The organism is Mesorhizobium sp. ISC25 (assembly GCF_042295465.1).
In the GTDB taxonomy this organism is placed as follows: domain Bacteria; phylum Pseudomonadota; class Alphaproteobacteria; order Rhizobiales; family Rhizobiaceae; genus Mesorhizobium.
Genome location: NZ_CP135441.1, coordinates 1856410 through 1869131, shown reverse-complemented (window position 1 = coordinate 1869131; position 12722 = coordinate 1856410). Strand labels below are relative to the sequence as shown.

The window sequence follows — 12722 nt, the reverse complement described above, 5'->3', positions numbered from 1 at the left end:
CTTAACGAGTGGTTGAGGTAAACACGCGAAACTCCGGACGACAAATTGTCGCCGGAATTCCGTCGGAAGAGCATAGGCGATGGGGACCGGACCTTTCTTTGGCCGGCGGCAATCGAGAGGCTGTCTACAGTGGGACTTTTTGGCATGACCGAGAGAACTTACGCGCGCGTTGCGCTGCTGGCGCCGCTTGTCGTATCGGGCCTCGCCTTGTCCGGCTGCATGGGCTCGCCCACTTACGGGACCGACAAGACCGCGGGCGCGCAGCTTGCTGGCGACCTCACCGGGGCTTTTTCCTTCGCACCCAAGCGCAAGGATAGTATCGACTACAAGCCGCGCCCCACGCTGGTGAAGCCAGGGCCGGGGCAGAAGGAAGTCTTGCCGCCGCCGCAGGAAAGCATCGAGACGGCAAGCGCCGAATGGCCCGAATCGCCGGAGCAGCGCCGTGCCCGCCTGCGCGCCGATGCCACCCTGCATCAGGACGACCCGGCCTACCAGGCGCAGGTCATCGATGACGTGCAGACGGATCCGGCGTCGGTCAAGGCCGCGCTGAAGCAGTCGGGCTCGAGCCATCCGCCAGCCTGGACCCCGGCCGATTCGGACAAGGGCCGCGCCGCGGAAATCATGCGCCGCCGGGCTGAAGGCAAACAGGGCGACCCGACCACCCGCAGATATCTGAGCGAGCCGCCGGTGCAATACCGCGCTGCCGCCGCCACCGCGCCGCAGGGCGACCTCGGCGAGGACGAGTACAAGAAGGAACGACGCCTCAAGAAGGAGGCGGCCGCCAAGAGCAAGAGTGGCGGCATGTTCGACTGGCTGCCTTGGTAGCCTGACGGCGCCAGAGACTTTCTGGCCTGAATTGGCTGACTTGGATTTGGATCGTCGGCCGGACCAGAAAATCAGGGTCCGCGTCGCTCGCGAAAAAAGTCTTTCAGCAGCGCTGCTGCAGCGTTCTCGGCCATGCCCGGATAGATGTCGGGCACATGGTGGCAGGTCGGTGACGTGAAGAAGCGAACGCCGTTGACCACTGCGCCGCCCTTCTCGTCGGCAGCGCCGAAATAGAGCCGGCGCAGCCTGGCGAAGGAGATGGCGCCGGCGCACATGGCGCACGGCTCCAGCGTCACATAGAGATCGTGGCCGCTGAGCCGCTCGCTGGAAAGCTTGCGGCAGGCCTCGCGGATCGCCAGCATCTCGGCATGGGCGGTGGGATCGGCGAACTCGCGGGTGCGGTTGCCGGCACTCGCAACGACCGTATCGCCGCCGACGACGACCGCGCCAACCGGCACTTCGCCACGCAGGGCGGCGTCTTCGGCTTCTTTCAGCGCCAGCGCCATGAAATCCTGCCGCTTCACGCGGTTTCCATTCCGATTATCTCCTCGCCACTAGAGCGCGATCCTGTTACTACCCGCGCAAACGAGCAAAGGCCACATGGACGACAAAAACAAGAAATTCCCGCGCAAGGCCGGCCCGAAACCGGCGGGGCCGCGCGGTCGCGATAGCGCTTACGGCAAGGGCGGCAAGCCGTCCTTCGGCGCCAAAAAACCTTACGCTCCGCGCGGCGACCGGCCGGCGGCGGCCGAAGGCGAACGGCCGAAGCGCGACTTCAAAGGCGGCGACAGGCCGTTCAGCAAAGTGCCGCGTCCGGAAGGCAAGCCTTATGAAAAGCGCGAGGGTCCACGCAAGCCTTATGCGCCGCGCGGCGACCGGCCAGAAGCTGCCGAAGGCGAGCGGCCGAAGCGCGACTTCAAAGGCGGCGACAGGCCGTTCAGCAAAGGGCCGCGTCCGGAGGGCAAGCCTTATGAAAAGCGCGAAGGTCCGCGCAAGCCTTACGCACCGCGCGGCGACCGGCCGGCAGCTGCCGAAGTCGAGGGCGGCGAGAGGCGCTTCGACCGTCCCAAGCGTGACTTCGGTGATCGTCCCAAGCGTGACTTCGGCGATCGTCCCAAACGTGATTTTGGCGGCGATCGGCCCCATGGGGCACAAAGGGCCCCGGCCGCATCGGAGGGCGGCTTCAAGCCGCGCCCGCGTCGCGTCGAGGCAACGGAAGAAGCCGGCGAACGCATTGCCAAGCGGCTGGCGCGTGCCGGCCTGGCCTCGCGCCGCGACGCCGAGGAACTGATTGCGGCCGGCCGCGTCAAGGTCAATGGCAAGGTGTTGTCCTCGCCGGCCTTCAACGTGATGCCCGGCGACATCATCCATCTCGACGGCATGGAGATCCCGCCGATCGAGCGCACCAGGCTGTTCCTGTTCCACAAGCCGGCCGGCGTGGTCACGACAAACCGCGATCCCGAAGGCCGCAAAACCGTCTTCGACGTGCTGCCGCCTGGGCTGCCGCGGCTGATGACCATCGGCCGGCTCGACATCAACACCGAAGGCCTGCTGCTGCTCACCAACGATGGCGGCCTGTCGCGCGTGCTCGAACTGCCGGCCACCGGCTGGCTCAGGCGCTACCGCGTGCGCGTCCACGGCAAGGTCGAAGAAAGCGCCCTTGCCGGCCTGCGCGAAGGCCTTGCCGTCGACGGCGTCTTTTATGGCGCCATCGAAGCGACGCTCGACCGCGAGCAGGGCTCGAACGCCTGGCTGACACTCGGCCTGCGCGAAGGCAAGAACCGCGAGGTCAGGAACATCCTGGGCTCGCTCGGTCTCGACGTGACGCGGCTGATCCGTATTTCCTACGGGCCGTTCCAGCTCGACGATTTGCCGGAAGGCCATGTGCTGGAGATCAAGGGCCGCGTGCTGCGCGACCAGCTCGGTGAGCGCCTGGTCGAGGAATCAGGCGCCAATTTCGACGCCGATATCGCCAAGCCGTTTTCCAACAAACCGGTCAGGCGTGAGCGGGAGGAGGAGCCCGAGCGGCCGAAATTCACCCGCGACGGCGAACGCCGGCCGATCGGCGAGGGCGGCCTGATCAAGAACCGCAAGCGCCGCGAAGGCAGCCGCGACGAAGCGCTCGGCAAGCTGTCGACAAGCCCCGACAGGAGCTTTGGGCCGAAAAAGAGCTTTGGCGAGCGTGGCCCCAGACCTGAACGCGGCGACTTCGGGGACAAACCCCGTGGCGACAAGCCTCGTGGCGGCTTCGGTGGGAAGAAATCCGAACGCGAGCAGCGGCCGATCGAGCCGCCGGGCCAGCGCAAGGCCAATGTCTGGATGGCGCCGGGCGCACGGCCGATCGGCAAGGGCAGGGCGGAGGCAGACGCCGCCAAGGCGGCAGAAAACAAGGCGCGCAAGGCCTCGTTCAAGCCGTCTTACGGCAAGCCCGGCGGCAAGCCGCAAGGCGGCGGTGCAAAGCCGTTCGGCAAACCGCGTGGCGAGCGCCCGGATGGCGGTGGCGACCGGCCGCGCGGCGGCCCGAAAGGAAGCAATGCGGATCGTCGGCGGTGAGTTTCGCGGGCGTCCGCTGGCGACGCCCCGTACGTTTGCCATCCGCCCGACCACCGACCGCACGCGTGAGGCGGTCTTCAACGTGCTGGCGCATCGCTTTTCCGAAAAACTGGACGGCGCGCGTGTGCTCGACCTGTTCGCCGGCACCGGCGCGCTCGGCCTCGAAGCGCTGTCGCGCGGCGCCTCCTACGCTGTCTTCATCGAAGAATCCGCCGAAGGGCGCGGCCTGATCCGCACCAATGTCGAGGCCTTCGGCCTCACCGGCCGCACCAAGATATTCCGCCGCGACGCGACGGCCTTGGGCGAGGCAGGCACCATCGCCGTATTCGGCCTGGTCTTCGCCGATCCGCCCTATGGCAAGGGCCTTGGCGAACGCGCTTTGCGCTCGGCCAAGGCCGGCGGCTGGCTCGCCCCCGGCGCGCTCTGCGTCATCGAGGAAGCGGCGGCGGCGCCGTTCGAGGCAGGGCCGGGCTTTTCGCTGGTCGACGAGCGCAACTATGGCGAGACGGTCATCCGGTTCATCGAGGCCGCCTGAGTTCGGGTTCCACGATGGCGCCTTCAAAATGACGAACAATTCGCTTTGCCTCGACCAGCAACCCCGCCTATCGTCCCATCACAAACCGGAGCCATCTATGACATTTCAGGCTGAATGGCTGCGCGGAACGCTCTTGGGACTGGCTCTGGTGATGGCCGCGCCGGCTCTGGCGGATAACAATCCTGACGATGGCGTCGTGACCGATTTCCTGCTCGACAACGGCATGGAGGTCGTCGTCATCCCCGATCACCGCGCCCCGATCGTCACCCATATGGTCTGGTACAAGATCGGCAGCGCCGACGAGCCGCCGGGCAAGTCCGGCATTGCCCATTTCTTCGAGCATCTGATGTTCAAGGCGACCAGCGACCATGCGGCCGGCGAGCTCGACCGCGCCGTCGCTTCCATCGGCGGCTCGGACAACGCCTTCACCTCCTACGACTACACCGCCTTTCACGAGACGGTGGTGCCGCAGGCGCTCGCTGAGATGATGGGCTTCGAGGCCGACCGCATGCGCAATCTCATCCTCAACGACGATGTCATCAAGACCGAGCGCGACGTCATCCTCGAGGAGCGCCGCTCGCGCATCGACTCAAATCCGCAGGCGGTGCTCGACGAGGAGATCGACGCGACGCTGTGGCAGAACCAGCCCTACCGCATTCCGGTCATCGGCTGGATGCAGGAGATGGAGAAGCTGAACCGCACCGACGCGATGGCTTTCTACAACAAATATTATACACCCAATAACGCCGTGCTGGTGGTGGCCGGCGATGTCGAACCGGAAACGGTCAAGGCGCTGGCCGAAAAGACCTATGGCAAGATCGCGCGCGGCCCGGATCTGCCACCGCGCATCCGCCCCGTCGAGCCCGAGCAGAACACCAGGCGCACGGTGACGCTGACCGACGGGCGCGTCAGCGTGCCGAGCTTCACCACGCAATGGGTGGTTCCGTCCTATCACACGGCAAAACCGGGCGAAGCCGAAGCGCTCGACGTGCTGTCCGAAATCCTCGGCGGCGGCAACCGCAGCCGGCTCTACCAGGAGCTTGTCGTCAGGCAAGGCATCGCCGCCGAGGCTGGCGCCTTCTTCCAGGGCACCATGCTCGACGACACCAATCTCACCGTCTATGGCGCGCCGCGCGGCGATGCCAAGCTTGCCGACATCGAAGCCGCGGTCGACGCCGAGATCGCCCGCATTGCGAAAGACGGCGTCACCAGCGACGAGCTGGAAAAGTCCAAGGACCGTTTCGTCCGCTCGATGATCTTTGCCCGCGACAAGCAGGAGGACATGGCCAACATCTACGGCTCGACGCTCGCCACCGGCGGCAACGTCCAGGACGTTCAGCAATGGCCGGACCGCATCCGCAAGGTCACCGCCGACCAGGTCAAGGCGGTCGCTGCCCGCTATCTCAATCTCGACCACGCAACGACCGGCTATCTTCTGCCGCAAACCCAGGCTGGGAATTGATTTTGATGATGAACCAGCACGGTCCCGCTCTGCCTTCTCCCCTGGGCTCCTCCCCTTCTCCCACAAGGGGAGAAGGGAAGCGCGCGCGCTCCGGCCCTCTTCTAGCAACCCTCATCCTCTCCCTCGTCTTCCTCGTCCTGCCGGCGCTTTCCGCTCGTGCGGCCATGAACATCCAGGAGGTGACCTCGTCGAAGGGCATCACCGCCTGGCTGGTGGAGGATTATTCGGTGCCGATCGTCGCCATTCGTTTCGTTTTCGATGGCGGCGCGACGCAGGATCCGCCCGGCAAGGAAGGGCTTGCCAATCTGATGAGCGGCCTGTTCGACGAAGGCGCCGGCAACCTCGACAGCGAGGCCTTCCAGATCAAGCTCGACGATGTCGGTGCAGAGATGAGCTTCGACGCGCAGCGCGACGGCATCTACGGCTCAATGCGCATGCTGGCCGAGCAGCGCGACGGCGCCTTCGACTTGTTGCGGGTGGCGGTCAACCAGCCGCGCTTCGACCAGGTGCCGATCGACCGCATCCGCTCGCAAATCCTGTCCGGCATCATCGCCAACGAGCGCGATCCCGATACGCTCGCCCAGCGCAAATGGCTGGACGCGATCTACGGCAGGCATCCCTATGCGCGGCCCGACCAGGGCACCAGGCAAAGCATCGCGACGATCACGCCGGCCGATCTCAGCGCCTTCCACAAGGCGAATTTCGCCCGCGACGGCCTGCATGTCGCGGTGGTCGGGGCCATCGACGCCGAGACGCTGAAGCAGAAGCTCGACCTGGTGTTCGGCAGCCTGCCGGAAAAGCAGGCGCTCACGCCCGTTCCCGACATCGACCTGAAGCTCGGCCAGCAGCTCGAGGTCGTCTACGACCAGCCGCAGGCCTCGCTGCAACTCGCCTATCCCGGCGTGAAGCGGAATGCGCCGGACTTTTTTGCCGCGGTGCTGATGAACGAGATCCTCGGCGGCGGCACTTTCACCTCGCGGCTGTTCGACGAGGTGCGCGAAAAGCGCGGCCTGGCCTACAGCGTCAGCTCCGACCTCGTCGACCACGAGCACTCCGAGGCGCTGTCCATCACCACCTCGACCCGCGCCGACAGGGCGGCCGAGACGCTGGCCGTGGTGCGCGACGTGGTCAAGCGCATGGCCGAGGAGGGGCCGACCGAAGCCGAGCTGGCGGCGACCAAGAAATACATGATCGGTGCCTATGCCATCAACAATCTGAATTCCTCCGGCGCGATCGCCTCAACGCTGGTCGAGATCCAGCTTGGCAAGCTCGGCATCGACTACATGCAGCGCCGCGCCGCCCTGATAAACGCGGTGACGCTGGACCAGGTCAAGGCAGCGGCGAAAAAGCTGCTCTCCGCCGAGCCGGCCGTCATGGTGGTAGGGCCGAAGCTCGGCGCGGCCAACAAGGGATGAGCCCTAGCTTCGGCATCGCCTTTGGCGGCGGCGGCGCGCGTGGGCTGGCGCATATCCATGTCATCGAGGTGCTGGACGAGCTGGGCATAAGGCCGGCGGCAATCGCCGGCTCGTCGATCGGCGCCATCATGGGCGCCGGCATGGCCTCGGGCATGACCGGCAAGGACATCCACGACTATACGCGCTCGATCCTCGGCCGCCGCGCCGAAGTGGCGACGCGCATGTGGCGGGCGCGGCCCGGCACTTTTGCCGAGGCGGTGCAGGGCGGCTTGCGGGTCAGCCAGTTCAATGTCGAGCGCATCCTCAAGGCATTCCTGCCCGACGCCATACCCGAGACCTTCGCCGAACTCAAAATACCGCTGAAGGTGACGGCAACGGACTTTTATGGCCACAAGCTCGCGGTGCTCGACGAAGGCGAGCTGCATTCGGCGCTGGCCGCCTCGGCGGCGATCCCGGCGGTGTTCCGCCCGGTGATGCGCGACGGCAGACTGCTGATCGACGGCGGCATCTACAATCCGGTGCCGTTCGACCTGATCGAGCTCGACGCCGACATCATCATCGCCGTCGACGTGGTCGGCGCGCCGGCCGAGGCGGGTCGCAAATTCCCGACCTCTGTCGACCTGATGTTCGGCGCCACGCAGCTGATGATGCAGTCGATCATCGCCAGCAAGCTGAACCAGAGCCGGCCCGATATTCTGATCCGGCCGGCGGTGTCGAAATACCGGGTGCTCGATTTCATGAAGGTCGAGGCGCTGATGGCCGAGACGGTGGCGATCAAGGACGAGCTGAAGCGCGAGATCGAAAAGGCGGTCGACGCGCGCGCCAAAGCCGAAGCCAGCAAGCGCACCAACCGTCTCGGCGGATGATAGGCGTCAGGCGTCCGGGGTCAGCGCCCGCTGGACCATGAGCGTATCCTTCGTAAGTGGCGCGGATCAGCTCGCGATTGGCGCCCTTCTCAGCCCCACTTCATCTCGCCGGTGGCAACCTTGGAGCCGATGTCGAGCGCAACGCCCATGCCGAGGCCGGGGAAGCGGGCTTCCATGGCGCCCTTCAGCGCGGCGGCGTCCTTGGCCTTGGCCAGTTCTTCCTCGAAGGCGATGAGATAGGTCTTGGTGTGCTCGACGCCTGAAAGGTCCGTAGCGGCCTCAGGCGTCATGTGCCCGGGCACGACGATCGCCGGCTTGCGCGCCGCGATCTTGTCGAGATTGGCGATCCAGGCGGCGCGCAGTTCCCTGGTCGGCGTGTCGGCGGTCCAGACATGCACGCCGGCAAAGATCATCACCCCGCCGAACACCGCGTTCAGCGATGGCACGAAGAGATAGCGCCGGTTGGCGAGGCCTTCCGCGGCGACGATCTCGATGCTCTCGCCATCGACGCTGAGCGTCTTGCCGTCGAACGCTTCGGGGATGACGACATCGGCGAGCGCCTGCGGGCCATTCTCCTTCAGCTGCGCCCCCCAGACGGCGAGCTTCTTTTCGACATTGCCGTTGATGGCGGCCACCGTCTCGGCGGCGGCGATCACCCGTGCCTGCGGGAACGCCTGCCTGATCGGCTTGAGGCCGAAATAATAGTCCGGGTCGGACTGGCTGACATAGATGGTGGTGAGCGTCTTGCCGCTCGCCTTGATTGCCTCGGCCACGGCCCGACCGTCGGGGTAGGTGAAACCGCCATCGACCAGCACGGCTTCAGTCGCCCCGGAGACCAGCACGGGGGCGCGGAAGAAGCCGTTTTGTCCGGCTGGAAAATGCTTCCAGGAAAGCCCGCCGGCCGCATGGCCAAGCCCGGCGGGAGCAAAGACCGCGGCAGCGCCGGCGGCGAGGGTGGTTTTCATGATGGCTCTCCGTGTGAACATGGATGTCTCCTGGGAATGCGGAACTCGGCGGCGCGCAGCCTCGATGCCCGCAAGATGGCAGAAGCGGAATGCGTATTGAAGGCCGACAAAATAGACGTAATGTATGCTGTTGCCTGACAATGAGACTGCATCTGCCATGAGCGAAGCATGAACCTGAACCGGCTGGCCTATTTCGCGGCGGTGGTCGATGCCGGGTCGTTCACGCGGGCCGCCGAGCGGCTGGGCATCACCAAGGCGGTGGTCAGCCAGCAGGTGGCGCGGCTGGAGCGCGATGTCGGAACGACGCTGCTGATCCGCACAACGCGGCGCGTCCATCCGACCGAAGCCGGCCGGACATTCCATGCCCGCTGCCTGCAAGTCCTGCAGCAGGCCGAGGATGCCTTCGACGAGCTCGCGCAGGCGGCCGCCGAGCCGACCGGCACGCTGCGCATTGCCGCGTCCAACGACTACGGCACGTCGGCGGTGGTGCCGGTGGTCGCCGCCTTCAGCACGCGCTATCCCGGCTGCCGGGTGGAGCTGACACTGGGCGACGAGACGATCGACCTGGTTTCCGGCCACATCGACGTGGCGATCCGCGTCGGCTGGCTCGCCGATTCCAGCTTGCAGGCGCGGCGCATCGGCACCTTCCAACAATTCATGGTATGCGGCGCCGGCTTTGAAAACCGGTTCACCGCCGGCGAACCGCAAGACCTTGCCGGTCTGCCCTTCGTCGCCAACATGGCGCTGCGTGAACCGCTGCTATGGCAATTTTCGCGCGGCGATGACGAGCAGTCCGTGCGCATGCAGGCAACGATTTCGATCGACGCGACGCCGGCAGTGCTGGCGGCCGTCCGCGCCGGCGCCGGCCTGTCGGTGCTGCCGGACTTTTTGGTGCGGGACGAGCTCGCCGCCGGACGGCTGGTGCAGATCCTGCCCGAGTGGCGGCTGCCCGCGGGCGGGATCTACACAGTCTACCCCGCCGCCCGCTTCCGCCCGCCCAAGGTGACCAGCTTTGTCGAGATGCTGATTGCGACCGAGCAGAAGGTGGAGGCAGGCGGGCGGGGGCGCTGATGGGCGAAGCTGCGATCTCCCCCCAAGTGGGGGAGATGGCCGGCAGGCCAGAGCGCGGCGCTGTCCCGCCGACCTATCAGTCGATGGCATTAGCGTACCCGTGCAAGTTCCAGCTCATCACAGTTGAAACGAAGGCCGGCGATCCTTCGCGCCCCCCTCTGCCCTGCCGGGCATCTCCCCCACGAGGGGGGAGATTGGCTGTCATCGGCGCTTTCGCCAATCACCAGCGTTGCAGGATGAGCGCCGAGGCGGAAGCTGCGATCTCCCCCCAAGTGGGGGAGATGGCCGGCAGGCCAGAGGGGGGCGCTGTCCCGCCGACCTATCAGTCGGTTGCATAGCGTACGCGCGCAAGTTTCCAGTTCATCACAGATTGAAACGAAGGCCGGCGTTCTTCCGCGCCCCCCTCTGCCCTGCCGGGCATCTCCCCCTCAAGGGGGGAGATTAGCCTTCATCACGCCATCCCGGCCGCATATTCCAGCGCCACCACGCCGTTGCTGAATTGCCTGGCGGAAATCAGCTCGAGTGGCAATTGCGCGCCGGGCGGGAACAGCAGCTTGCCCTGGCCGACGGCACCGGGGTAGCTGAGCAGCCTGATGCGGTCGACAAGGCCATGGCGCAGCAATTCCTGCGCGACGCTGAGACTGCCATGCACATAGATGTTGCCGCCGCTGCCTTGCTTCAGCCCTCTGACCGCGTCCGGCAAGGCGCCCTGCAGCAGCTCGGCCGGCTGCCAGTCGAGCGCCGTCAAGCTCGTCGAAGCGACATATTTCGGCAGCGCGTTGAACCGGTCGGCGAAATCTCCGGTCTCCTTGGGCCACGAGCCGGCAAAAATCTCATAGGTCGTGCGCCCCAAAAGCATGGCGCCGCTGTCGGCAAGCTCGTCGTCCTTGAACTTTTGCATCTCATCGTTCCAGGCGACGCTCGGCAGCTTCTCGACCTCGGCGATGCCGTCGACGCTGATGAATTCGGTGACGATGAGTTTTCTCATGGCGGGTTCCTTTCTGGCAGGGCCGAATGGCGCGGGCCTTATGCGACATGCGCCGTCAACTAGCGCGGCGCTTTTTCAGGGGGAGGGCTTTTTCCCTATTCGCTTCCAAAGAGCGATGGCCGCCTCTGACACTAAGCCGCCGCCCTTCGGTCATGCCACAAGGTCCGCATCGGGTCGGGGGCGGTCTTTTTTGCCTGTCGCCGATTGGATCTGGTTTGTAGTTACGGGCTGGCTAGAGGTGGGCAATACCGGCTTTCAGCAGTCCTTCGCGGACGTGCTGCACATCGGACTCCTGGGCATAGTGCAGGGTGGCGATAAATGAATCGAGGTCGAATTGGGGATCGAGCGTTCTGATCTTGCCCAGATGCGCCGCGGCCGCGATTTCGTCGCCGAGCCAGCCGTAGCAGGCAGCCGCGAAAGCGTGCTGAGCCGAGTCCATGGTCGACAGATGCATGAAAGCTTCGATCGCCTCGCCATACTGGCGCGCGGCGAAGTGCGCCTTCCCCAGATGGCTCCAGAACCTCTCCGGGTGGTGCGGGTTCAACTGCATTGCCTTGCGGATCCATTCGATTCCCTCTTCCGGCCTCCCCAGCCATGTCAATAGCTCGCCTTGCTGCACCACCACGAGGTCGTAATTGGGATTGAGGGCCAGCGCCCGCTCTTGATGGTAGCGCGCTGTGGTCAGCTCGTTGTTGTTCACGTTGACTGCCGCGAGGATGCGGTGGACATCGGCATCGTTGTTGTCCAGCGCCAGCGCCCTGTCCAGCGCTGCCGAAATGTTGTTCCAGACGGCATCCCTGTCTTTGCACCAGTTATGGACCCAGGCCTGGCCAAGAATGCAGGCCCGCCAGGCATGGGCATGGGCATAATCGGGGTCGAGCGTGACGGCCCTTTCTATCAAGGTTTGCGCGCGTTCATTATCCGCAATCGTGCTTCGGTGATGCAGCACCTTGGCAGCAAGCACACATTCATACGCGGCCATGTTTGCAGGTTTCGCCCGCGCGAGCTGGTCCCGCTGAGCCGCCTCGACACGGCCGGGCAGCGTGGCTGCGATCGCCGCGGTCACCTCATCCTGTATAGCGAATATGTCGTCCAGCTTCCGGTCATATTTGTCCGCCCAGATATGGGCGTCATTCGCCGTGTCGATGAGCTGAACCGTCACGCGCACCCGGTCGCCGATCTTGCGGACGCTTCCCTCCACCAAATATTGGACGTCGAGTTTTTCGGCCACCTCGCGCACATTCACGGCGCGGTTCTTGTAGACGAAGGCGGAATTGCGCGAGATGACGAACAGCTCATGGTGGCGGGACAGTTCGGTGATGATGTCCTCGGTCAGTCCGTCCGCGAAAAATTCCTGCTCGGGGTCGCCGCTCATATTGCTGAACGGCAGCACCACAATCGAAGGCTTCGAGATGGATCGCTTTGCCTCGACTTGCGGCAGGACAGGGCCGTCAAACCCGACGCGATAGAGGCGAACCGGGCGGCTGATGTTCTTCAGCGTCTTCTCGCCCAAATCCTCCATGGCGATTTCGAGACGGTCGGCAATTTGGGTCGCCACCGCCGCGGTCACGCAGATACCGCCGACATCGGCGAGTTGCTCGATGCGCGAGGCAATATTGACGCCGTCGCCGAAAATATCCTCGTCGTCGAAAATGATGTCGCCGAGATTTATGCCGATCCTGAATTCGATACGCCGTTCTTGCGGCACATCCGAATTGCGCCGTTTCATGCGCTGTTGGATTTCCACGGCGCATTTAACGGCATCGGTCACGCTCTGGAACTCGACGAGCATGCCGTCTCCAGTGGTCTTGATGATCCGGCCCTTGTTCTTCGCGATGGCGGGATCGACCAGTTCTATGCGATGGGTCCGAAGGCGAGCGAGCGTGCCGGATTCGTCGGCCTCCATTAGCCGACTGTAGCCCGCCATATCGGCAGCCAGAATTGCGGCTAGTCTCTGTTCCATCGCTGAACCAAGGAGCAAGTCTACGCTTCCTGGGCCGCCAAATCCAGCAATTTGGGCTTGTGGCTGAATCAAGAAGTCC

Annotated in this window: 11 protein-coding genes; 7 read left to right on the top strand and 4 right to left on the bottom strand. The window is 64.9% G+C overall.

The window, feature by feature from the left end:
- Nucleotides 1–144 precede the first annotated feature (144 nt).
- Nucleotides 145–825 carry a hypothetical protein gene (locus tag RQ479_RS09460; RefSeq protein ID WP_352465395.1) on the top strand — a complete coding sequence of 227 codons (681 nt, stop codon included), beginning with the start codon at nucleotides 145–147 and terminating at the stop codon, nucleotides 823–825.
- A 71-nt stretch (nucleotides 826–896) separates the two neighbouring features.
- Here the strand turns inward: RQ479_RS09460 and RQ479_RS09455 are convergent, their stop codons facing one another.
- The gene (locus RQ479_RS09455; protein WP_352465396.1) at nucleotides 897–1349 is read right to left on the bottom strand and encodes a nucleoside deaminase; all 453 of its coding nucleotides are present in this window, start codon (nucleotides 1347–1349) and stop codon (nucleotides 897–899) included.
- A 76-nt stretch (nucleotides 1350–1425) separates the two neighbouring features.
- Here RQ479_RS09455 and RQ479_RS09450 point away from each other — a divergent pair, with 76 nt between their 5' ends.
- The 5 genes from RQ479_RS09450 (at nucleotide 1426) to RQ479_RS09430 (ending at nucleotide 7656) form a co-directional block, all read left to right on the top strand.
- Nucleotides 1426–3378: a pseudouridine synthase gene (locus RQ479_RS09450; protein WP_352465397.1), complete on the top strand. Its 1953-nt coding sequence runs from the start codon at nucleotides 1426–1428 to the stop codon at nucleotides 3376–3378.
- Nucleotides 3359–3913, top strand: coding sequence for a 16S rRNA (guanine(966)-N(2))-methyltransferase RsmD (rsmD, locus tag RQ479_RS09445; RefSeq protein WP_376704888.1), 555 nt, complete (start codon nucleotides 3359–3361; stop codon nucleotides 3911–3913). The genes RQ479_RS09450 and rsmD overlap by 20 nt, the downstream gene beginning before the upstream one ends.
- Nucleotides 3914–4010: 97 nt before the next feature.
- On the top strand, nucleotides 4011–5375 hold the full coding sequence (locus RQ479_RS09440; RefSeq protein WP_376704887.1) for a M16 family metallopeptidase: 1365 nt from the start codon (nucleotides 4011–4013) through the stop codon (nucleotides 5373–5375).
- Nucleotides 5376–5380: 5 nt separating this feature from the next.
- A complete protein-coding gene (locus RQ479_RS09435) occupies nucleotides 5381–6790 on the top strand; it encodes a M16 family metallopeptidase (RefSeq protein ID WP_376704886.1) in 1410 nt (469 codons plus the stop codon).
- Complete coding sequence (locus RQ479_RS09430; protein WP_376704885.1) at nucleotides 6787–7656, top strand: patatin-like phospholipase family protein; 870 nt, start codon at nucleotides 6787–6789, stop codon at nucleotides 7654–7656. Before RQ479_RS09435 ends, RQ479_RS09430 begins: the two co-directional genes overlap by 4 nt.
- A gap of 89 nt (nucleotides 7657–7745) precedes the next feature.
- Here the strand turns inward: RQ479_RS09430 and RQ479_RS09425 are convergent, their stop codons facing one another.
- Nucleotides 7746–8642 carry an MBL fold metallo-hydrolase gene (locus RQ479_RS09425; RefSeq protein ID WP_376704884.1) on the bottom strand — a complete coding sequence of 299 codons (897 nt, stop codon included), beginning with the start codon at nucleotides 8640–8642 and terminating at the stop codon, nucleotides 7746–7748.
- 147 nt (nucleotides 8643–8789) lie between these two features.
- Between RQ479_RS09425 and RQ479_RS09420 the strand changes: the two genes are divergently transcribed.
- Complete coding sequence (locus tag RQ479_RS09420) at nucleotides 8790–9692, top strand: LysR family transcriptional regulator (protein WP_376704883.1); 903 nt, start codon at nucleotides 8790–8792, stop codon at nucleotides 9690–9692.
- 451 nt (nucleotides 9693–10143) lie between these two features.
- Here RQ479_RS09420 and RQ479_RS09415 read toward each other — a convergent pair whose 3' ends face one another.
- Both RQ479_RS09415 and RQ479_RS09410 read right to left on the bottom strand, forming a co-directional pair.
- Nucleotides 10144–10680, bottom strand: coding sequence for a dihydrofolate reductase family protein (locus RQ479_RS09415; protein WP_376704882.1), 537 nt, complete (start codon nucleotides 10678–10680; stop codon nucleotides 10144–10146).
- 232 nt (nucleotides 10681–10912) lie between these two features.
- Complete coding sequence (locus tag RQ479_RS09410) at nucleotides 10913–12643, bottom strand: adenylate/guanylate cyclase domain-containing protein (RefSeq protein ID WP_376705896.1); 1731 nt, start codon at nucleotides 12641–12643, stop codon at nucleotides 10913–10915.
- Nucleotides 12644–12722 lie beyond the last annotated feature (79 nt).